The sequence below is a fragment of the Pectobacterium peruviense genome (assembly GCF_002847345.1).
Classification (GTDB): Bacteria; Pseudomonadota; Gammaproteobacteria; order Enterobacterales; family Enterobacteriaceae; genus Pectobacterium; species Pectobacterium peruviense.
The window spans coordinates 69411-90972 of sequence record NZ_LXFV01000015.1 but is presented as its reverse complement, the minus strand read 5'-3'; the positions used below and the strand labels follow the sequence as shown (position 1 = coordinate 90972).

The following is a 21562-nucleotide window of genomic DNA, read 5'->3' as shown; positions in this document are numbered from 1 at the left end:
CTGTTCGGGGGTTATTTTTTCTGCATTCCAGAACTCCTCATCTTGCTGTTGCAACCCGCATCGAGTTACTACTCCACTGGTAAAATCCTGCTGTCAGGCTTGGCCTTTTTCTGCACAGCCAGCCTGATTCGACTATGCTTATGTCGTAGAAAATCTTGTCATGGAAAATCCGTCGCTAGCGTGTTTCTGTCTGTATAAAGCACGGCTGGCGGGGCAGTAAGCATAACGGGAGTAGGGAATGAGAAGGCTGATGACGTACCGTTCACGCTGGCTGCTGCCAGTTCTGGTTATTCTGGCGGCATTGCAGCTTGCTGCCTGCGGTGACAGCGAAGCCGAGCAGCGGAAGGCATTCATTGCGTTCCTGCAAAGCGTGCAGTCGCAGCAGGATGGGAAACTGCCCGCATTGACGGAAGAGCAAAAGAAGAATTTTGGCAATTTCACCAACGATTACGCGATTTTAACCACCTTTTCTCAGCAGTTTAATCAGGCCGTATCCGGCAGTTTGACGCCGATGCTGGGGCAAATTTCCCGTATTCGCGTCCCTAAAGACTATCTGACACAGCGTGATGCACTGAGGCAATCTGTTGGAACCATGAGCCTGTTGGCGCAGCATGTTCAGACGGCAAAAGCGCAGGCTGACAATGCCCACCGGACGCTAAAACAGCCCGAAGAGGTGCAAATTCCTTATGAGCGCCTGTATGCGCGGACGGTAATACAGCCGACGAATGCGTTGTTGCCTGCTATTCCGAATGCCACGTCGTTTACACAAAGCCTGATTCAGGTTGGGGATTTCCTTCAAGCTCAGGGCGATCAGGCCGTATTTAACGGTGCGTCTGTGCAATTCCGTACGCCACAGCAGGTGGCGCAATATAACGGTATGGTGGCAGCATTGCCGGTTCAGCAGCAAAATTTAATGAATGCGCTCAGAGGGGTAACTGGCACTAGCTACCCCTAATTAGCCCCTTTTAGCGAGGCGATCTTAGCGGATAGGTATTCTGGATAAGATGAGTTTGGCAGACGAGAGGAAAAATAAATTGTGATTAACATCACATAAATAAAACAAACAAGCTCCTGTAAAGTGTGATGTAAATCACATATAAGGCGCGGTGTTTGTCTACAAATCTGTTTAGTTTTTCATTTTTAACGGTTTTTTGTGAAGTAAATCACCTATTTGTATCGTTGATGTAGGGTGGTTGTGTGATTTTTGTCACGTTGCTGCCATGAGGTTGCGGTATGAAAACAGCGTGTTAGAGTCCGCGCTGCATACAGTAATAATGACGGAAATATTCTTGTGGTAATCAGTGTTTTTATTGCCACGCAGTCTCACGATAATTACCACGCGCTCTTATTGTCAGCGCGTTTCAATAGGGGTGTGTTTTTATGCTTTCACCAGATATTAAGATCAAAGTTCAAAACTTTGGCCGCTTCCTCAGCAATATGGTGATGCCCAATATTGGCGCATTTATCGCCTGGGGTATTATTACCGCGCTGTTTATCCCAACTGGCTGGATTCCCAATGAAACGTTGGCGAAGCTTGTCGGTCCAATGATCACGTTTTTGCTGCCATTGCTGATTGGTTATACCGGCGGGCGCTTGGTATTCGGTGAGCGTGGTGGTGTGGTTGGTGCAATTACGACAATGGGCGTGATCGTTGGGACTGATATCCCGATGTTCCTCGGCGCCATGATTGTAGGTCCGCTGGGCGGCTGGACGATCAAACGTTTTGACCGCATGGTCGACGGTAAAATCAAGAGCGGCTTTGAAATGCTGGTCAACAACTTCTCTGCCGGTATTATCGGTATGTTGTTGGCAATTCTGTCGTTTTTGGCAATTGGTCCGCTGGTTGAAGTCTTCTCTCAGGTGCTGGCCTCCGGCGTTAACCTGATGGTGCAGAACAACCTGTTGCCGTTGACGTCCATCTTCGTTGAACCCGCAAAAATTCTGTTCCTGAATAACGCCATCAACCACGGTATCTTCTCACCGCTGGGCATTCAGCAGGCGACGGAAACCGGCAAATCTATTTTCTTCCTGATCGAAGCGAACCCAGGCCCAGGTATGGGCGTGCTGATGGCTTATATGTTCTTCGGTCGTGGTAACGCGAAAGAATCAGCACCGGGTGCGGCAATTATTCACTTCCTGGGCGGTATTCACGAAATTTACTTCCCTTACGTGCTGATGAATCCACGTCTGATTATTGCGGTGATTCTGGGTGGGATGACTGGCGTGTTTACGCTGAGCGTGTTGGGTGGCGGCTTGGTTTCTCCTGCGTCCCCTGGCTCCATTCTGGCCGTGTTGGCGATGACGCCAAAAGGCGCTTACTTCGCTAACCTCGCAGCCATTGCAGCCGCTTTCGCGGTGTCCTTCATTGTGTCAGCGATTTTGCTGAAAAGTACCAAGCAAAAAGAAGAAGATCTGGGCGACGCGACACGCCGCGTGCAGGAAATGAAAGCCTCTTCCAAAGGTGCAGCAACGAGCGCCGGTGTCAGCGGCGACATGAGCACCGTGCGTAAAATCATCGTAGCCTGTGATGCTGGTATGGGTTCCAGCGCGATGGGTGCTGGTGTGCTGCGTAAGAAAGTTCAGGATGCTGGGCTGACCAACATTTCGGTGACTAACAGCGCGATCAATAGCCTGCCGGACGATGTTGACCTGGTCATTACGCACCGCGATCTGACCGAGCGCGCGATGCGCCATGCGCCGCAAGCGCAGCATATTTCGCTGACCAACTTCCTTGATAGCGGTTTGTATAGCGATCTGGCAGCCCGTCTTGTGGCCGCGCAGGGTGCTGCGAAGCCTGAAACCGTCGCGACACCTGCACCAGCAGTTGTAGCCGATGTGCAGACGAACCTGTTCCAACTGGGTGCGGGTAACGTGTTCCTGAATCAGCATGCGACACACAAAGAGCAGGCAATCCGTTTTGCCGGTGAGCAACTGGTAAAAGGCGGCTACGTCGATCCTGAGTATGTTGAAGCGATGCTGGAGCGCGAAAAGCTGACCTCCACCTATCTGGGTGAATCGATTGCCGTACCACACGGTACGATTGAAGCGAAAGATCGTGTGCTGAAAACGGGCGTTGTCTTCTGCCAATATCCTGAAGGTGTTCGCTTTGGCGATGAAGAAGATGAGGTTGCGCGTCTGGTCATCGGTATTGCTGCCCGCAATAACGAACATATCCAGGTTATCACCAGCCTGACTAACGCGCTGGATGATGATGCCGTCATTGAACGTCTGGCACATACCCAAGATGTTCAGGAAGTACTCGACTTACTCTCTGGTAAAAAGAGTGCCTAATTGATGTGGCTAGTGCCGCCTTCGGGCGGCCTCTTTTTATGTCTTTTTAAGGTTATGTCTCATGAAAGCATTACATTTTGGCGCGGGTAATATCGGCCGTGGATTTATTGGTAAATTGTTGGCGGATGCCAACGTTGAACTGACATTCGCTGACGTCAATCAGTCGGTGTTGGATGCGATCAACAGCCGTAAAAGCTATTCGGTGCGGATTGTCGGCGATAATACTCAGGTTGATACCGTTAGCAACGTCAGCGCCGTTCACAGCGGCAGTCAGGATGCCGTCGCGCTGATCGCTGTGGCCGATCTGGTGACGACTGCTGTGGGGCCGCAAATTCTGGAAAAAATCGCCGGAACTATCGCTCAGGGGCTGGTTAAACGTCATGACGACGGCAACACCCGGCCGTTGAACATTATTGCCTGTGAAAATATGGTGCGTGGCACCAGCCAGTTAAAACAGCATGTGCTGAAACTGCTGCCGGAAGCTCATCAGGAATGGGTTGTCGAGCATGTAGGATTCGTCGATTCCGCTGTGGATCGCATCGTTCCCCCTTCTGAAGCGGGCAGCGACGATGTGTTGGCGGTGACGGTAGAAACCTTCAGCGAATGGATTGTCGATAAAACCCAGTTCTGCGGTGAGCCGCCAGCGATTCCCGGTATGGAACTGACCGACAATCTGATGGCATTTGTTGAGCGTAAGTTGTTCACGCTTAATACCGGCCATGCGATTACGGCCTATCTCGGCCAGCAGGCGCGCCATCAAACGATCCGCGATGCGATTCTTGACCCGAAAGTCAGAGCCGTGGTCAAAGGCGCAATGGAAGAGAGCGGTGCGGTACTCATCAAACGTTATGGTTTTGATGCGGATAAACACGCCGCCTATATCAACAAAATTCTCAGCCGCTTTGAAAACCCTCATCTGCATGATGATGTGGAGCGCGTTGGTCGTCAGCCGCTGCGGAAGCTGAGTGCTGGCGATCGTCTGATCAAGCCGCTGCTCGGAACGCTGGAATACCATTTGCCGCATGACAACCTGATTATCGGCATTGCTGCCGCGATGCATTATCGCAGCGAACAGGATCCGCAGGCGCTGGAGCTGGCTGAGTTAATCCGTACACAGGGGCCACAGGCGGCGCTGGTGCAGATTTCTGGCCTGGATGCTGACAGCGAGGTTGTCGCGCAAGCAGTGAATGTGTATAACGCCATGCAGTAATCGGCGCGTCTCGTCACAAGGCAGGTGTGGTCTTTTCGACACGGTGTAATGTATACGGGCGACGTCGGGGATAGGATGTCGCCACACCTGCCGGTAAGCATGCTACCGAGATGGGTATGCTGTGCGGATTGAAAGGTACGAGAAGTGACGATGGAAGAAACACAGGCGTTTGAAAACCGGGTTCTGGAAGCGCTGAACTCAGGGAAGACAGTGCGCGACTTTATGCTCTGCGCCGTTGAATTGCTGGCCGAAGCAGCCAGTATCTTGATGTTGCAGGTGTTCCGTAAAGACGACTATGCGGTGAAATATGCCGTTGAACCTCTGATGACGGGAACGGGCCCGCTGGGCGACCTTTCTGTGCGCCTGAAACTGATTTATGGCTTGGGGATGATCAGCCGTAAAGAGTATGAAGATGCGGAACTGTTAATGGCGCTGGGCGAAGAACTGGCGCATGACGATCGGCATTATCGTTTTACCGATGATGAAATTCTGGGGCCCATCGGCGAGTTGCACTGCGTTGCGGCGTTGCCCGCGGAACCGACGTTGCCGCTGGGGGCTGATGCCGATCCGCTTCTGGTGAGTATGCAGCAGCAGCGCTATCAGCAGATGGTGCGTTCCACGCTGGTTTTATCCCTGACCACGTTGATTGCGCAAATCAGTCTGAAAAAGGCGTTTTAACCCCATTCTGCTACATTACACCACTATACCTGTCAGGCGTTTATACTCGTTATACTTCAAACTGCATGTGTGTTGGCCGCCTTCACGCAACTCGAATTATTTAGCGTATAGTGTATGCTGTGCCCCGCATTATTCTCCCGTTATATAGGTTATCTTTTATGAAAGAGCAGGAAAAAACAGAGATCAAACTCCTTAGCGACCAGTTGGATAAGCTGACGCATAAGCAGACCACGCTGCTGGCACAAGGTGATGGTGAAGCCATCGCCCTCAATCTGGAGGCCTGCGAGAAGCTAACGGCTGAAATTGAACGCCTGCGTAACGTGAGAGAACAGAAACTCAGCAAAGAAGCACAGAAATTGGCGAACTTACCTTTCAACCGTGCGATTACTAAAAAAGAGCAGGCTGATATGGGGACGTTGAAGAAAAACGTTCGCGGTTTGGTGATTGTGCATCCGATGACGGCACTCGGGCGCGAGATGGGCTTAAAAGAGATGACAGGCTACGCGCCGAAATCGTTCTGAGGTCTTTTCTCTGCACAGGCGGAGGATAGTGATGGACGAGTTATCGTGATGGATTCATTGATGAAGCCCCTGTTTAACAGGGGCTTTGTCGTTTTTGCCGCTTTCTAATTAGCGCGGTGCGTGCAGACGATGCGTTTGGTTGTTAAACGCGATACCGGCAGGAGTATCGTCATGCTGTGCGTTGGCCAGACGGAAGACGGAAACTGCCTGCTTCAGTAGTCTTGCCTGCTCTTCCAGCGAGTCGGCGGCAGCAGAGGATTGTTCAACCAGCGCGGCGTTCTGCTGCGTGGTGCTATCCATCTCAACAATTGCCTGGCTAACCTGGCTAATTCCCCGGCTTTGCTCATCCGACGCGGTGGCAATTTCACCCATGATGTCATGCACCTGTGTGATAGAGGTGACGATATCGTTCATCGTTTTGCCAGCATTGCCGACCAGCGTTGCGCCGCGTGATACCTGATTAACCGATTCAGAGATCAAACCTTCAATTTCCTTCGCAGCCTGTGAACTGCGCTGGGCAAGACTACGGACTTCGCTGGCGACAACGGCAAAGCCACGGCCTTGTTCACCGGCGCGGGCGGCTTCTACCGCGGCGTTCAATGCCAGAATGTTAGTCTGGAAGGCGATGCTGTTGATGACGGACGTGATTTCCGCAATACGTTTAGAACTGCTCTCAATCGCGGTCATGGTTTGCACCACGTTATTCACCTGCTCGCCACCTTGTTTAGCGGTTTGGGACGCGCTGATTGCCAGCTTGTTGGCGTGGTGAGCGTTATCTGCGTTTTGCTTAACCGTCGCGGTGAGCTGTTCCATGCTGGCGGCAGTTTGTTCAACGGCAGCGGCCTGCTGTTCGGTACGTGACGACAAATCTGTATTGCCTGCAACGATCTCGCTGGACGCGTTAGAAATCTGGCTGACGCCGACGCGAATGTCATCGATCATATTGTGCAGGTTGTCGTTCATTTTCGACATTGCACTCATCAACTGACCCAGCTCGTCTTTACGAGTTGTGTTGATAGACATGGTGAGGTCGCCCATCGCGATTTTTTCAGCCATGTTCAACGTGTTGCCAAGTGGTGTGGTGATCTGACGTGAAATGAACCAGGAAATCAGCAGACCAAGCAGCAACGTAATCAGCGCCGCGATGCTCATTTGCAGCGTGGCATTGCGAATGTCTGCCTGTGAGGCAGCCAGCTGATCGCTAAGTAGTGATAGGATAACGGCATTCAACTGATCGGCAACAACCCGCATTTGCCCTGCCTGCGCCATTTCTTCTTGATAGGCCGGCATATATGCCAACACTTGTTCTTCGTAATTGTTCATGATCGTCATAACCGGTGCCAGCGTTTCACGCTGTTCGGCAGACAGACTCTGATACAGGAAGGTCAATGATGTTTGCGCTGCGTTGATGGAATCCGTCAGACTTTCTTCGGATTCTTTATTGGTCGAAAGTAATAAGCCACGAACGTGGTAGCGGACGGCAATTAATTTTTGGTTTAGGTCAGAAAGCAATAATTGAAGGTTGGCGCTGTTATTGTCTGTCTTTAATTGGTCATTGAGCTGTTGCAGAGGTTTTTCTGTCGTTGAAATATTCCAGCTTTTTCTGACGGCATCTTTGGTACCCACTGCATTAATATAATTTTTTTGTTTTTCTTGGTAGCTAGTAATTAATGTAGGGATGCTGGCTATTTTCTTGGTGTCGCTTTCCGGCCAGTTAAATTCTTTCGCTTTTTCAGTGAGTTTGCTGATATTGGAAATGTGCTCAATGTTCTTTTTTATATCATCAGGATTATAGGTGGTGCCATATAATGCGCGGTAATATTTAGCCTGGTTAATTTCGTCATTGATATTATTACTTAAATCAACTTTATTAATACTGTCTTTCAGCGAGCTGATATGCATAATGCCCGCGCCGGCAATCACCATGGTCATCAGCAGAATCAGGAAAAAGCCTAATCCTAATTTTTTACCGACTTTTAGATTGTCAAAATTCATAGCCATCCCATTCCACCACTATATCGTATTGAGTCAAATTCACTATCCTGATGCACACTTGATTAGCGGTGTTAGCATCTCGGATTACCGCGTGCCAAGCCTATCCCTGCAAAAAAACATGATAAAAACCCGCAGTAGATATCGGCACTCTACTCTGAAACTTTACGCGCTGCCTGCTTTTCGGGTTTGGAGCCTGTGGACTAACAGAAATGCATACACAGCATCAGATCGCGGCTATTCGATGGTGTGTGCCGATGGGGAAATCGCGTAAGAAGGGGAACAGAAAATACGAGGAGAAATATAATAAAAAACTGGAATAACAAGGTGTTATTCCAGTCTCTATTCAAACGCAGAAGGAGCCTGATGGTATCAGGCATCCAACGGTTTTATTTTTTCGCGCTAGCGAAGCGAGCTGAGGCTTCGTCCCAGTTCAGCACGTTCCAGAATGCTTTCGCGTAATCTGGGCGACGGTTTTGGAATTTCAGGTAGTAAGCGTGTTCCCATACGTCCAGACCGACGATTGGGTAGCCAGAAGTACCAGAAATTGCTTCACCCATCAGCGGGCTGTCTTGGTTTGCAGTAGAGACTACAGCCAGTTTGCCGTCGTCTTTCAGAACCAGCCATGCCCAGCCAGAACCGAAACGGGTTGCTGCTGCTTGCTCAAATTTTTCTTTAAACGCATCAACGCTGCCGAAATCGCGTTCGATTGCTGCTTTCAGATCGCCAGCCAGCGTAGTACCTAATTTCAGGCCTTTCCAGAACAGGCTGTGGTTAGCGTGGCCGCCAGCGTTGTTACGCAGGGCTGCTTTTTTCTCAGCAGGGACTTTATCCAGTTGAGCAATCAGCTCTTCAACAGACAGTTGAGCCAGCTCAGGCAGAGATTCCAGCGCGGCATTAGCATTATTGACGTAAGCCTGATGGTGTTTGGAATGGTGAATTTCCATCGTTTCTTTGTCGAAATGCGGTTCCAGTGCGTCATAAGCATAAGGCAGCGATGGCAGTGAATAACTCATGTTTAGCATCTCCATGGTAAAAAAAATGTTACGGCACTGTTCTATGAGTGCCGCGTAAGCAATACGTTCATTATAGTTAATTAAATGATATTGAAAATGATTATTCTCGATCTGATGTCGTGAGTCAGATTGCTTTACTTCATGATAACAAACGTTTATGTCGTTATCGCACTATGTAAAAACAAATTAATCTATACCCGTCATGCTTCAAATTGCTTGTGTATTGGCCGCAGGACACCGCAATCCTAGCTGCAGTGACTTACTTGCTCAGACGTTGCGGATGCGTGTAGATCGTTGCCTGCCCTGGCCGACAAAAACCGACCAGCGTCAGGTTGCAGCGCTGTGCAACTTCTACGGCTAGTGAGGTTGCCGCAGAGACAGCAAACAAGATTTCCACGCCACACATGGCGGATTTTTGGACCATTTCATAGCTGGCTCGGCTGGAAACCAGTGCTGCACCCTGTTGCCACCCGTGTTTTGCTCGGGCACCCAGCAATTTATCCAGCGCGACATGGCGGCCGACATCTTCGCTCCCCCCTGACAGTGTGCCGTCTGGTGCTATCCAACTTGCAGCATGGGTACAACCCGTCACCTGACCGATCTTCTGCACATCACGCAGTCGTATCAGGGCATTTTCAAGCTTGCTGAGGGAAAATGTCTGCGTGAAAGGCAGAGGTGCAACAGGTTTGCCGATTTCCGCTAGCTGCTCTACGCCACAGACGCCGCAGCCTGTACGGCCATCCATCGATCTGCGTCGTTCTTTTAGACCGGCAAAACGTCGGCTGGAAAGCTCAATCTGAACTTCTATGCCGTTACAGGCGTTCTGTACATCAATACCGTAGATATCTGCTGGTGATTGAATAATGCCTTCAGATAAGGAAAACCCGAGTGCGAACTGCTCTAGTTCTTTCGGTGATGCCATCATAACGACATGCGAGATACCGTTATAAACCAGCGCCACGGGCACCTCTTCCGCCAGCCAGTCAGACTGTGGCTGATGCAGTGAATCGGGATGATAGACCGAATGTTGCGTTGCGCCTTCGAGGACGGCATCCGCTTGTGAATGAACCCCTTCCACCTGAAATACCTGCATGTTAGTAACCATAGAAATTAAAAGTATTATACCCGTCATACTTCAAGTTGCATGTGCGTTGGCTGCATTCACTCGCCCGAATCACTTACTTGAGTAAGCTCATCGGGACTCCTTCCCTTGCCGCCTTCCTGAAACTCGAATTATTTAGGGTATATCTCGCTGCGCCAGAAGGGATGCGAATTTTTCTCCAGGAACAGCGAGCGTGTTCGCATAGCAATATGTATTTTTCCTGCAACAGGAAAGAAACTGTGCGTCAACTCGAAGAGTTGCCTTCTTCTCTGGCCGAATCCTGTCGCTAACCCCATACCCCGTATAGGCTTAATGGAGCTGCTTACTGCTTGCCTCTTTTTTTCACTGCGGCATGGCCGCTCACTCGGAAATAAAAAGGAGACTGAAATGGCGCACGATAATCTCGAAGGCCGATCCGCGTCTGGCGAAGTCGGCTCTCTCAATCTGAAAAAACGCTATGACAATTTTATCGGTGGAGCCTGGGTTCCGCCTGATGCTGGTCAGTATTTTGTCAATTTGACGCCAGTGACGGGTCAACCAATGTGTGAAGTTGCCAGTTCGTCAGCGCGAGATATTGACCACGCGCTGGATGCCGCCCACAAGGCAAAAGCGGAATGGGGTGGCCTGTCGGTGCAGGAACGTGCGTTGGTGCTTAACCGAATCGCTGACCGGATGGAGCAAAATCTTGAACGGCTAGCGCAGGTGGAAACCTGGGATAACGGTAAGCCAATACGTGAAACCAGCGGGGCGGATGTGCCGTTGGCAATTGACCATTTCCGCTATTTCGCGGCCTGTATCCGGGCACAAGAGGGGGCGATCAGCGAAATTGACGGCGATACCGTGGCCTATCATTTTCATGAGCCTCTTGGCGTTGTTGCGCAAATCATTCCCTGGAACTTCCCGCTGCTGATGGCCTGTTGGAAGATGGCGCCTGCACTGGCCGCCGGTAACTGTATTGTACTGAAGCCTGCCAAGCTGACGCCGATGTCGGTGCTGATTTTGATGGAGCTGATTCAGGATCTGCTGCCAGCAGGGGTCATTAATGTCGTCAATGGATCGGGAAGTGAAATTGGTGAGTATCTCGCTACGTCAAAACGCGTTGCGAAGGTCGCATTTACTGGGTCGACCGAGGTAGGCCAGCAGATTATGAGCTATGCGGCGCAGAATGTGACGCCGGTGACGTTGGAACTGGGTGGCAAATCACCGAACATCTTCTTTGCCGATGTGATGGATAAGGAAGATAGCTTCTTTGATAAAGCGCTCGAAGGTTTCACGCTGTTTGCCTTCAATCAGGGAGAGGTTTGCACCTGTCCGAGCCGCGCGCTGGTGCAGGAATCTATCTATGAGCGCTTTATGGAGCGGGCAATCAAGCGCGTTGAGGCTATCCGCATCGGGAACCCGCTGGACAGCAAAACCATGATGGGCGCACAGGTGTCAGCAGGCCAGCTTGACACCATCCTTAACTATATTGATATCGGTAAGAAAGAGGGTGCACGGGTGCTCACGGGTGGCCAGCGCAAGGCGATGCCGGGCGGACTGGCGGAAGGCTATTATCTGGAGCCGACGATATTGTTTGGTAAAAACAGTATGCGCGTCTTCCAGGAGGAAATCTTCGGGCCAGTGTTGGCGGTAACAACGTTCAAGACGATGGAAGATGCGCTAGAGATAGCTAACGATACGGAATACGGTCTGGGCGCTGGCGTATGGAGCCGTAACGGTAACATCGCTTACCGAATGGGACGCGGCATTCAGGCTGGTCGAGTTTGGACCAACTGCTATCACGCTTATCCGGCACATGCGGCTTTCGGGGGCTACAAGCAGTCCGGTATCGGACGTGAGAACCATAAAATGATGCTGGAACACTATCAGCAAACCAAGTGCCTGTTGGTGAGTTACTCTGATAAGCCGATGGGGTTGTTCTAACCGTATATTTCCTTAAAACCCTGCGCACCTACCACTGCGGGTGGGTGCGCATGCGTAGCGTAAATCGATGCAGGCTTTCCGTGTTAATTCGTCCTGAGCACTCAGATTTACCCGATTGTTAGTCTCTGATTATTGATAGTTGATTGTGTCTGCGCTTAACAACGGCTACGCTGTTTTGAATAGCGCTTTGCTTTCAAGAGGTTGTGCATGACGGATAAGATCGGCTGGATTGATAACCTGCGGGCGCTGGCCTGCATGATGGTCGTTCTGATTCATAGTACAACTTACTATATTACTGCGGGCGGCACGCCGGGCGACGGACATTGGGATGTCGCGAATGTCCTGAACTCTGCTTCGCGCGTCTGCGTCCCGTTATTTTTTATGATCTCAGGCTACTTATTCTTTGGTGAGCGCAGTGCAGGGAAAAAACATTTCCTGCGTATCGGCTTATGTCTGCTTTTTTATAGTACGGTCGCGCTGATCTATATTGCGACGCTCACGCCGATTAATGGCTTGAATTCATTACACCATGCCCTGCAAAAACCGATCTTTTATCATTTATGGTTTTTCTACGCCATTATCGTGATTTACCTGCTCTCTCCACTCATTACAATCAAGCCAGTGTCGGGCAAATATTTAGCGGTCTTGATTATCTTATTAGCTGTTGTCGCCAACCCTAATACGGGACGGGTAGGGTTTGAAGGCTTTAAATTACTGCCTGTTAATCTCTATATTTATGGCGATACGTTTTACTACGTGCTGTATGCCGCGCTGGGACGCGCGTTAGGTATGTTGGACGTGCCAAAGAAAGTCGTACTGGCGGCGATTCCCTTCTTCATTGCGTGTGTCGCGCTGATTGCGATGGGGACGAAGCACCACACATTGTTGAACGATACGTTCACCCAGACGTTTTATATCTACTGTGGCCCGTTAGTTTTCCTGGCTGCGGTCAGCCTGTTGGTGGTGTTTAAGCAGTATTTTAGCCAGCGGGTTCTACCCGGTTTTGCTATCATTTCGCGCCATTCTTTGGCGATTTACGGTTTCCACGCACTGATCATTCACTATCTACGTACGCATGATGTGATGCTGCCTGACCATCCGGTTCTCGATATCTTCTCTGTTTTCGCCATCGCGCTGGCGGTCAGCCTGCTGCTTTCGATGGCGCTACAGAAGATTGATGTGCGGCGCTGGGTGAGTTGACGGTTCGCCCAGCTTATCGGACTAACGGTGCTACATCAGCGGACTATACTCGTCATACTTCAAGTTGCATGTGCGTTGGCTGCGTTCAGTCACCCGAATCACTTACTTTTGTAAGCTCATCGGGATTCCTTCCCTTGCCGCCTTCCTGAAACTCGAATTATTTAGAGTATAAGCTTTGGTAGAGTGCCGTAAATATACGCCTACGCTCGGCATAGTCGGCGTGGCGCTGGATATTCGGCTGATGGACCTGCTCCAACGGTAGCGGCGGCAAGAGTTCTGCCAGTGGCGTATGGGGATGCATAGCGATTTGTGCCAGACGGGCAGCACCTAGCGCTGGGCCGACATCGCCTCCCGTGCGGTATTCCAGAGTTTGCCCACTGATATCTGCCAACATTTGCCGCCAATAGGCGCTACGTGCACCACCACCAATTAGCGTGATGCTATCGGGCTTCAGCCCAGTCATGTGCAGCGCGTCCATCCCGTCAGCAAGTGCAAATCCCACGCCTTCCAGTACCGCTTTTGCCAGCTCTACGCGACCATGCTGGTGGGTCAGCCCCCAGAATGCGCCTTTAGCATCGGGATTATTGTGCGGCGTACGTTCGCCAGAAAGATAGGGCAAAAACCATACTGGCGTTATCGTGTCATCGGCTGGCATTGAGGCGACTTCCTGCAACAGGGCGGGCACGCTCTCGGCGTGTGTTAGGCGGGCGACCCAATCCAGACAGGACGCCGCGCTTAACATCACGGACATCAGGTGCCAGGTATGTGGCAGTGCATGGCAGAAGCTGTGGACGGCATGCTGCGGGTTGCTAAGAAAGCCGTCGCTGACGGCAAAGTAAACACCGGATGTACCGAGAGACAGCATCGCCTGACCGGTTTGATACAGCCCGACGCCAATCGCGCCTGCTGCGTTATCTCCACCGCCAGCAATAACGGGGATGGTATCCATACCCCAGCGACTGGCGATGTCAGGCCGCAGATAACCGGTAATTTGGCTACCTTCATACAGTGTGGGCATGTGTTCACGAGTCAGCGAGCAGGCTTCCAATAGAGCGTCACTCCAGTCTCGTTTGGCGACGTCCAGCCAAAGGGTTCCTGCCGCATCGGACATATCGCTGGCAAATTCCCCTGTCAGACGCCAGCGGAGATAGTCTTTTGGCAGCAGAACCTTGTCGATTTGGCGAAAGATATCGCTTTCGTTTTCCTGCACCCATTTTAGTTTGGGAGCAGTAAAGCCCGGCATCATCAGGTTGCCGGTAATCTGACGTGATGTAGGCACCAACTGTTCCAGCGTTCGGCATTGCGCCGCGCTACGTCCGTCATTCCAAAGGATCGCAGGTCGCAGAACGTTCTGGTGGGCATCCAGCAAGGTCGCCCCGTGCATTTGCCCGGTCAACCCCAGCGCTTTCACGGCGCGAAGGCTGTGTGTTGCTGCCAATGCTTGTAGCGCTTGGTCCGTTGCCTGCCACCAGTCCTCAGGCGCTTGCTCCGACCAAAGCGGATGCGGACGAGAAATGCTCAGCGCGGCGTTATGGCTGGCGATCACCTCTCCTGTTTCATCCAGCAGGATGGCTTTAACACCAGAAGTACCCAGATCAATACCGATATACATAGTCGCTCCTGATAACCTCGTTCTACGGCAGTTTTTTAACCTGCCGTAGCAGGCATGCGTACCGTTTTAGCCAAATAGGTGGCGGTTAACCAGATTTTCCAGCAATTCCTGCTGGCCGCTCTGGTGCTGTGGTGCCAGTTGGTGGCTTTCCGCATAGTGGGCGAGCGATTCCAACGACGCGTTACCTTGCAGAATTTGCTGACCCAGCTCTCCGTTCCAGCCTGCATAGCGTTTAGCAACAAGCTGATTGAGCTTATCATCTTCAATCATTCTGGCAGCCGCCTTGAGCGCCAGTGCCATCGTATCCATCGCGCCGATATGAGCATGGAAAAGGTCATAGCGATCGGTGCTCTGGCGACGAACTTTGGCATCAAAATTTAGACCGCCCGTTGTGAAGCCGCCTGCCTTGAGAATTTCATACATGATCAGCGCGTTCTCTTCCACGCTGTTAGGGAACTGATCGGTGTCCCAGCCGAGTTGAGGGTCACCGCGATTGGCATCGACTGATCCGAAAACGCCCAGCGCGACAGCCGTGGCGATTTCATGGTGGAATGAATGTCCAGCGAGCGTCGCGTGGTTGGCTTCCACGTTGACTTTAATCTCTTTTTCCAGCCCAAACTGTTTCAGGAAGCCATAAACAGTGGCGACATCGTAATCGTACTGGTGTTTGGTCGGCTCCTGTGGCTTCGGTTCAATGAGCAGCGTGCCCTGAAAACCGATTTTGTGTTTATGCTCGACGACCATTTGCATAAAGCGACCGATTTGCTCACGCTCCTGACGCAGGTCGGTATTGAGCAGGGTTTCATACCCTTCACGCCCGCCCCACAGTACATAGTTTTCACCGCCCAGTTTTTTGGTCGCGTTCATTGCCGTGAACACCTGCGTAGCCGCCCAGGCAAAAACATCTGGGTCAGGACTGGTGGCCGCACCTGCGCCATAGCGAGGATTGGTGAAGCAGTTAGCCGTGCCCCACAGTAGCTTCACACCACTAGCCTGCTGCTTTTCCGCCAGCACATCGGTGATGACCGCAAAATTATGCAGATACTCTTTCAGCGAGTTCCCTTCCGGCGCGACATCGACATCATGAAAGCAGTAGTAAGGCACGCTTAGCTTTTGAAAAAATTCGAATGCGATATCAGCTTTGCGCTTCGCCAGCTCCAGCGCGTCGCCTGACTGCTGCCACGGCCGAGCAAAGGAGCCTACACCGAACATATCCGCGCCGTTCCAGCAGAACGTGTGCCAATACGCGACGGCAAAACGTAAATGGTCCGCCATACGTTTACCGAGAATCTCCTGATCGGGATTGTAATGACGAAAAGCGAAGGGATTGTTGCTTTGGCTACCTTCATAACGGACTTTTTCGATCTGTTCAAAATAGGCTTGCATCGTTAACTCCTTAGAAACCACCCAGACGGAAGAGACGGGAATGGGATTAATTTTCGGAGTGGATGAACGTTTCCTCAATTACGTTATTTCACACTGAAATTCAGAGAATTATTAAATGTGCGCTGTGTCGCAAAAATAACGGCGTTTTAACCTGAATACGCTTCGCAATGTGTAACAACGTGAGAATGTGACTCGACAATAAAATATGACCCGCATCAAAAAATGGAAATTAAACCAAAAAACATAATTGGAGGATAAAAATCTGTAATTGATGGAGTGATATTTAGCGACAATACTCAGCTGGCTATTGGAGACCTCATACCCGTCATACTTCAAGTTACATGTGCGTTGGCCGCGTTCAGTCACCCGAATCACTTACTTGTGTAAGCTCATCGGGACTCTCTCTCTTGCCGCCTTCCTGTAGCTCGAATTATTTAGGGTATAGCCCTGCATTTTAAATAAAAAGGTACGCTATGATGAAAGTTAAACATTTTTTACTCTCAGCTTGTGCCGTATTCACTTTAGCTTGTCAGCCCGGATTCGCGAAGGACGTTAAAATAGGTATGGCGATTGATGATTTGCGCCTTGAACGCTGGCAGAAAGATCGCGATCTTTTTGTTGAGCAAGCCAAAAAGCAGGGCGCTGATGTTTTTGTTCAATCAGCAAACGGCAATGAAGCTACGCAAATCTCTCAAATAGAAAATATGATCAATCGCGGTGTCGATGTATTAGTTATTATTCCTTATAACGGTCAGGTACTTGGTAACGTTATTGCAGAAGCAAAACGTGAGGGAATAAAAGTTCTTGCTTACGATCGCATGATTAATAATGCGGATGTGGATTTTTATATTTCATTTGATAATGAAAAGGTTGGAGAGCTACAGGCGAAATATCTGGTCGATAAGGTTCCCGGTGGCAACTATTTCTTAATGGGCGGCTCACCCGTCGATAATAATGCGAAGCTGTTTCGTCAGGGGCAAATGAAGGTACTCACGCCGCTGATTGAGAGCGGAAAAATCAAGGTGGTTGGCGATCAGTGGGTTGATGCCTGGCTACCAGAGAACGCGCTAAAAATTATGGAAAATGCGCTAACGGCGAACAGCAATAAGATTGATGCTGTTGTTGCGTCGAACGATGCCACGGCGGGCGGGGCGATTCAGGCGCTGGCTGCACAAGGATTAGCAGGAAAAGTGGCTATTTCCGGTCAGGATGCCGATCTGGCGGCAATCAAACGCATTGTGGCTGGGACGCAAACCATGACGGTCTATAAACCGATCAGCAAGCTGGCAAAAGATGCCGCAGATATCGCTGTGGCGCTTGGCTCAGGTAAAGCACCGGAGTCTAACGCTAAACTAAACAATGGGTTGAAAGACATTCCTTCCTTCTTACTGACCCCGATTCCCGTCGATAAATCCAATATCGATTCCACCGTCATTGCTGATGGTTTCCACAAAAAAGCGGATGTGTATTAACGCGCTCCGCAGCCAATACACTCCAAATAATTCGAGTTTCAGGATGTAGGAAAGAGGTCACTGAGCCACGACATGACGTTGTGGCTCGCCACTGTCGCTGACGAGGTCTGATACACCTGAATCACGGAGGCTACGATGCCGCATCTGTTGGAAATGAAAAACATCACGAAGGCGTTTGGTACGGTGAAAGCCGTCGATAACGTCAGCCTGACGCTGGAGGCTGGTCAGGTCTTGTCGCTGTGCGGCGAGAATGGCTCAGGGAAATCCACCTTAATGAAGGTGTTATGTGCCATCTATCCACATGGTAGCTATGACGGGCAGATTATCTTTTCCGGTGATGAACTGCGTGCCAACCATATCCGTGATACGGAGCAAAAAGGCATCGCGATTATTCATCAGGAACTGGCGCTGGTGAAAGAGATGACGGTGCTGGAGAACATGTTTCTGGGTAATGAGTGGACGCGTTTTGGCGTGATGGATTACGACAATATGTATCTACGCTGCCAGCGCATGTTGGAGCAGGTCAAGCTGGCCGTCGACCCGAATACCAAAGTGGGGGAGCTTGGATTGGGTCAGCAGCAACTGGTGGAAATCGCCAAGGCGCTGAACAAGCAGGTGCGTCTGTTGGTGCTGGATGAGCCAACGGCCTCATTGACCGAACGGGAAACGGGCATCTTGCTGGAGATCATTCAGGATCTGCGCGATCACGGCATCGCCTGTATCTATATTTCTCACAAGCTCAACGAAGTTAAAGCGATTTCCGATGTGATTTGTGTGATTCGCGACGGGAAGCATATTGGTACGCGTCCGGCGGCTGAGCTGAGTGAGGATCAGATCATTGCCATGATGGTAGGGCGTGAACTGACAGAGCTTTATCCCAATGAGCCGCATGTCATTGGTGAAGAGGTGCTGCGCGTGGAACACCTTACCGCCTGGCACCCCGTGAATCGCCATATTCGTCGGGTGGATGATGTGTCGTTTGCTCTGCACCGAGGTGAAATTCTGGGTATTGCCGGGCTGGTTGGGTCAGGGCGTACGGAGACGGTGCAGTGTCTGTTTGGTGCCTATCACGGCCGCTGGCAGGGCGACATATTTGTTGACGGCAAGCAGGTGACTATCAGCAACTGCCAGCAGGCGATGGCACAGGGAATTGCAATGGTGCCTGAGGATCGTAAGAAGGACGGCATCGTCCCGGTGATGAGCGTAGCGCAGAATATGACGCTGGCTGCGCTCGATCAATTCACAGGGGCACTTTCCACGCTGGATGATGCCCGTGAGCAGGACATCATCCGGCAATCGTTAGCGAATCTGAAAGTGAAAACCTCCAGCCCAGAGCTGGCGATTGCTCGGTTAAGCGGCGGCAACCAGCAAAAAGCGGTGCTAGCAAAATGCCTGCTGCTGAACCCCCGTATTCTCATCCTTGATGAACCCACGCGTGGCATTGATATCGGTGCCAAATATGAAATCTATAAGCTCATCAATGCGCTGGTAAAACAGCATATTGCCGTCATCGTGATTTCTTCAGAATTGCCTGAGGTGCTGGGGTTGAGCGATCGGGTGTTGGTGATGCATCAGGGGCGTATCAAAGCGGATTTGATCAATCGTGATTTAACCCAGGAACAGGTTATGGAAGCTGCATTGAGGAGTGAACATCGTGCTGAAAACATCGCAGTCTGAACAACAACATGTCGCCGGATCTGTCTCGATGCTGCAACGGCTGAAAAGCATCAATCTTCAGGTCTACGTGATGATTGCGGCCATCATCGCCATCATGCTCTTTTTCACCTACATGACCGATGGGGCGTACCTCAGCGCGCGTAATCTTTCCAACCTGCTGAGGCAAACGGCAATTACTGGCATTCTGGCCGTCGGTATGGTGTTCGTCATTATTTCCGCCGAGATCGATCTGTCGGTCGGATCGATGATGGGGTTATTGGGTGGTGCGGCGGCTATTTTTGATGTCTGGTTTGGCTGGCCTTTGCCGTTGACCATTGTTGTGACGCTCGCACTGGGATTATTGCTTGGCGCATGGAACGGCTGGTGGGTCGCCTACCGGAAAGTCCCTTCTTTTATCGTGACACTGGCGGGGATGCTGGCTTTTCGCGGCATTCTGATTGGTATTACCAATGGGACAACGGTTTCCCCGACCAGCGAGGCGATGTCGCAGATTGGGCAGAGCTATCTGCCTTCTGGTATCGGTTTTATGTTCGGTGCTATCGGGCTGATGGTGTTTATTGGTTGGCAGTGGCGTCGGCGTAGTAGCCGTGCTCGGTTAGGGTTACCGATCAATCCACCCGCAGGGGATGTCGGCCGCCAGACAGTGACGGCGCTGGTCGTACTGGGGGCGATCTATCTGCTGAATGACTATCGTGGCGTGCCAACGCCGGTTCTGGTGCTGACGCTGTTGATGCTGGGCGGTATTTTTCTGGCGACGCGAACCGCGTTTGGCCGCCGTATCTATGCCGTGGGCGGGAATATCGATGCGGCTCGCTTATCGGGAGTGAACGTCGAACGCACCAAAATGGCGGTGTTCGCCATTAACGGCCTGATGGTCGCGGTCGCCGGGCTGATTCTCAGTTCACGACTGGGGGCGGGGTCGCCATCTGCCGGGAATATTGCTGAGCTGGATGCGATTGCGGCCTGCGTGATTGGTGGAACCAGTCTGGCAGGCGGTATTGGTAGCGTGGCGGGTGCGGTGATGGGGGCATTTATCATGGCGTCGCTGGATAACGGAATGAGCATGTTGGATGTGCCGACGTTCTGGCAATACGTCGTGAAAGGCGGAATCCTGCTCTTGGCGGTGTGGATGGATACCGCTACTAAGCGGCGCGTATGACATGGTTGGGTTAGTCGAGGAAACACGTGACGGCTCGCAATAATCAGCAAATTATTTTGGCCTCTGGGGGCGCTGTGCTATTCAAGAAAGAGGATTTTATTCAAGGAACTTGCGATTAATGAGCGCCGACTACCATGTTTGAGAAACGCTATCGCATCACGCTGTTGTTCAACGCCAATAAAGTGTATGACCGCCAGGTGGTTGAAGGAGTTGGTGAATATTTACAGGCTTCTCAGTGCGACTGGGACATCTTCATCGAAGAGGATTTTCGTTGCCGGATTGATAACATCAAAGAGTGGCTGGGTGATGGCGTGATTGCTGATTTTGACGATGGCGAGATCAAACGGCTACTACAGGATGTGAACGTTCCGTTGGTAGGCGTTGGCGGTTCCTACCATCAGCCGGAGGATTACCCGCCTGTGCACTATATCGCGACAGATAATTATGCACTGGTGGAAAGCGCGTTTATGCACCTTAAAGAGAAAGGTCTGAACCGCTTTGCTTTTTATGGTCTGCCTGCATCGGGCGGGAAAGGCTGGGCGCAGGAGCGGGAGCACGCTTTCCGGCAGTTGGTTGCGGCAGAAAAGTATCAGGGCGTGGTGTATCAGGGAATGGAAACTTCGCCGGATAACTGGCAATACGCGCAAAATAGGCTGGCTGATTGGGTGCAGGGGTTGCCGCCGCAGACGGGAATTATCGCGGTGACGGATTCCCGTGCCCGTCATCTGTTGCAGGTCTGCGAACATCTGAATATTGCCGTACCAGAAAAGCTGTGTGTTATTGGGATCGATAACGAAGATCTGATTCGCTACCTGTCACGCGTCGCGCTCTCGTCGGTGGCGCAAGGCACGCGTCAGATGGGATACCGCGCCGCGAAGCTGCTGCATCAGCTGTTGCTGAATCAGGGGGCTTTGCCGCTGCAACGGATTCTTGTGCCACCGGTTCGAGTGGTTGAACGCCGCTCAACGGACTATCGCTCTGTGCACGATCCTGCTGTTATTCAGGCGATGCACTTTATCCGTTATCACGCCTGTAAAGGGATTAAGGTCGAACAAGTGCTGGATGCTGTGGGGATTTCCCGCTCGAATCTGGAAAAACGCTTCAAAGATGAGGTAGGCCAGACGATTCACGGTGTGATTCACGCGGAAAAATTAGATCGGGCGCGCAACTTGCTGATCTCGACCTCGCTCTCGATTGGTGAAATTTCGCTGATGTGCGGCTATCCTTCGCTGCCCTATTTTTATGCCGTTTTTAAGAAAGGGTATGACATCACGCCGAAAGAGTATCGCGAGCGCTATGGGGAAGGTTATTAAGATTATCCAT

The 21562-nt window shown here is 51.3% G+C and carries 16 protein-coding genes; 11 read left to right on the top strand and 5 right to left on the bottom strand.

All coding sequences use genetic code 11. The features are described 5' to 3' along the window. Positions 1 to 250: 250 nt before the first annotated feature. From A0G03_RS12945 to A0G03_RS12925, 5 genes are all read left to right on the top strand, one after another. Positions 251 to 955, top strand: coding sequence for a DUF3053 domain-containing protein (locus A0G03_RS12945; protein ID WP_080965199.1), 705 nt, complete (start codon positions 251 to 253; stop codon positions 953 to 955). Between the two features lie 425 nt (positions 956 to 1380). After that, a complete protein-coding gene (locus tag A0G03_RS12940) occupies positions 1381 to 3291 on the top strand; it encodes a PTS mannitol transporter subunit IICBA (protein WP_048258172.1) in 1911 nt (636 codons plus the stop codon). Between the two features lie 61 nt (positions 3292 to 3352). Next, on the top strand, positions 3353 to 4501 hold the full coding sequence (locus tag A0G03_RS12935) for a mannitol-1-phosphate 5-dehydrogenase (protein ID WP_048258174.1): 1149 nt from the start codon (positions 3353 to 3355) through the stop codon (positions 4499 to 4501). Positions 4502 to 4651: 150 nt separating this feature from the next. Next, on the top strand, positions 4652 to 5179 hold the full coding sequence (locus tag A0G03_RS12930) for an MltR family transcriptional regulator (RefSeq protein ID WP_039296488.1): 528 nt from the start codon (positions 4652 to 4654) through the stop codon (positions 5177 to 5179). 158 nt (positions 5180 to 5337) lie between these two features. After that, positions 5338 to 5700 (top strand): YibL family ribosome-associated protein, encoded by a 363-nt coding sequence (locus A0G03_RS12925; RefSeq protein WP_011091733.1) that lies wholly within the window; start codon positions 5338 to 5340, stop codon positions 5698 to 5700. Between the two features lie 108 nt (positions 5701 to 5808). Here A0G03_RS12925 and A0G03_RS12920 read toward each other — a convergent pair whose 3' ends face one another. The 3 genes from A0G03_RS12920 to fdhD all read right to left on the bottom strand — a co-directional run bounded on the left by A0G03_RS12920 (position 5809) and on the right by fdhD (position 9801). Then, positions 5809 to 7701: a methyl-accepting chemotaxis protein gene (locus tag A0G03_RS12920; protein ID WP_048258176.1), complete on the bottom strand. Its 1893-nt coding sequence runs from the start codon at positions 7699 to 7701 to the stop codon at positions 5809 to 5811. Positions 7702 to 8081: 380 nt separating this feature from the next. Continuing rightward, a complete protein-coding gene (sodA, locus tag A0G03_RS12915) occupies positions 8082 to 8708 on the bottom strand; it encodes a superoxide dismutase [Mn] (RefSeq protein ID WP_048258177.1) in 627 nt (208 codons plus the stop codon). Between the two features lie 259 nt (positions 8709 to 8967). Then, positions 8968 to 9801 carry a formate dehydrogenase accessory sulfurtransferase FdhD gene (gene fdhD / locus A0G03_RS12910; protein ID WP_048258179.1) on the bottom strand — a complete coding sequence of 278 codons (834 nt, stop codon included), beginning with the start codon at positions 9799 to 9801 and terminating at the stop codon, positions 8968 to 8970. Between the two features lie 396 nt (positions 9802 to 10197). Between fdhD and exaC the strand changes: the two genes are divergently transcribed. Next, positions 10198 to 11733, top strand: coding sequence for an acetaldehyde dehydrogenase ExaC (exaC, locus tag A0G03_RS12900; RefSeq protein WP_048258180.1), 1536 nt, complete (start codon positions 10198 to 10200; stop codon positions 11731 to 11733). A gap of 207 nt (positions 11734 to 11940) precedes the next feature. Further along, the gene (locus A0G03_RS12895; RefSeq protein WP_048258181.1) at positions 11941 to 12933 is read left to right on the top strand and encodes an acyltransferase; all 993 of its coding nucleotides are present in this window, start codon (positions 11941 to 11943) and stop codon (positions 12931 to 12933) included. Positions 12934 to 13090: 157 nt separating this feature from the next. On the opposite strand, the gene xylB is transcribed toward A0G03_RS12895, so the two are convergent. After that, positions 13091 to 14545, bottom strand: a complete 1455-nt coding sequence (gene xylB, locus A0G03_RS12890; protein ID WP_048258182.1) for a xylulokinase — start codon at positions 14543 to 14545, stop codon at positions 13091 to 13093. Positions 14546 to 14611: 66 nt separating this feature from the next. Beyond that, on the bottom strand, positions 14612 to 15931 hold the full coding sequence (xylA, locus tag A0G03_RS12885; protein WP_048258183.1) for a xylose isomerase: 1320 nt from the start codon (positions 15929 to 15931) through the stop codon (positions 14612 to 14614). 476 nt (positions 15932 to 16407) lie between these two features. Here xylA and xylF point away from each other — a divergent pair, with 476 nt between their 5' ends. The 4 genes from xylF (at position 16408) to xylR (ending at position 21552) form a co-directional block, all read left to right on the top strand. Continuing rightward, positions 16408 to 17403 carry a D-xylose ABC transporter substrate-binding protein gene (gene xylF / locus A0G03_RS12880; RefSeq protein WP_048258294.1) on the top strand — a complete coding sequence of 332 codons (996 nt, stop codon included), beginning with the start codon at positions 16408 to 16410 and terminating at the stop codon, positions 17401 to 17403. A gap of 135 nt (positions 17404 to 17538) precedes the next feature. After that, the gene (locus tag A0G03_RS12875) at positions 17539 to 19080 is read left to right on the top strand and encodes a xylose ABC transporter ATP-binding protein (protein ID WP_048258185.1); all 1542 of its coding nucleotides are present in this window, start codon (positions 17539 to 17541) and stop codon (positions 19078 to 19080) included. A 28-nt stretch (positions 19081 to 19108) separates the two neighbouring features. After that, entirely contained in the window at positions 19109 to 20239 is a 1131-nt protein-coding gene (gene xylH, locus A0G03_RS12870) for a xylose ABC transporter permease XylH (RefSeq protein ID WP_086935235.1), read from the top strand. A 134-nt stretch (positions 20240 to 20373) separates the two neighbouring features. After that, a complete protein-coding gene (gene xylR / locus A0G03_RS12865; RefSeq protein ID WP_048258186.1) occupies positions 20374 to 21552 on the top strand; it encodes a D-xylose utilization transcriptional activator XylR in 1179 nt (392 codons plus the stop codon). Positions 21553 to 21562 lie beyond the last annotated feature (10 nt).

Bases quoted from the DNA above. Each gene is read 5' to 3' on its own strand.
- A0G03_RS12940 (WP_048258172.1), top strand. From the start codon at position 1,381: ATGCTTTCACCAGATATTAAGATCAAAGTTCAAAACTTTGGCCGCTTC.
- xylR (WP_048258186.1), top strand. From the start codon at position 20,374: ATGTTTGAGAAACGCTATCGCATCACGCTGTTGTTCAACGCCAATAAA.
- A0G03_RS12895 (WP_048258181.1), top strand. From the start codon at position 11,941: ATGACGGATAAGATCGGCTGGATTGATAACCTGCGGGCGCTGGCCTGC.
- xylB (WP_048258182.1), bottom strand. From the start codon at position 14,545: ATGTATATCGGTATTGATCTGGGTACTTCTGGTGTTAAAGCCATCCTG.
- xylA (WP_048258183.1), bottom strand. From the start codon at position 15,931: ATGCAAGCCTATTTTGAACAGATCGAAAAAGTCCGTTATGAAGGTAGC.
- A0G03_RS12930 (WP_039296488.1), top strand. From the start codon at position 4,652: ATGGAAGAAACACAGGCGTTTGAAAACCGGGTTCTGGAAGCGCTGAAC.
- A0G03_RS12945 (WP_080965199.1), top strand. From the start codon at position 251: ATGACGTACCGTTCACGCTGGCTGCTGCCAGTTCTGGTTATTCTGGCG.
- A0G03_RS12875 (WP_048258185.1), top strand. From the start codon at position 17,539: ATGCCGCATCTGTTGGAAATGAAAAACATCACGAAGGCGTTTGGTACG.
- A0G03_RS12925 (WP_011091733.1), top strand. From the start codon at position 5,338: ATGAAAGAGCAGGAAAAAACAGAGATCAAACTCCTTAGCGACCAGTTG.
- xylH (WP_086935235.1), top strand. From the start codon at position 19,109: ATGCTGCAACGGCTGAAAAGCATCAATCTTCAGGTCTACGTGATGATT.
- xylF (WP_048258294.1), top strand. From the start codon at position 16,408: ATGAAAGTTAAACATTTTTTACTCTCAGCTTGTGCCGTATTCACTTTA.
- sodA (WP_048258177.1), bottom strand. From the start codon at position 8,708: ATGAGTTATTCACTGCCATCGCTGCCTTATGCTTATGACGCACTGGAA.
- fdhD (WP_048258179.1), bottom strand. From the start codon at position 9,801: ATGCAGGTATTTCAGGTGGAAGGGGTTCATTCACAAGCGGATGCCGTC.
- A0G03_RS12920 (WP_048258176.1), bottom strand. From the start codon at position 7,701: ATGGCTATGAATTTTGACAATCTAAAAGTCGGTAAAAAATTAGGATTA.
- exaC (WP_048258180.1), top strand. From the start codon at position 10,198: ATGGCGCACGATAATCTCGAAGGCCGATCCGCGTCTGGCGAAGTCGGC.
- A0G03_RS12935 (WP_048258174.1), top strand. From the start codon at position 3,353: ATGAAAGCATTACATTTTGGCGCGGGTAATATCGGCCGTGGATTTATT.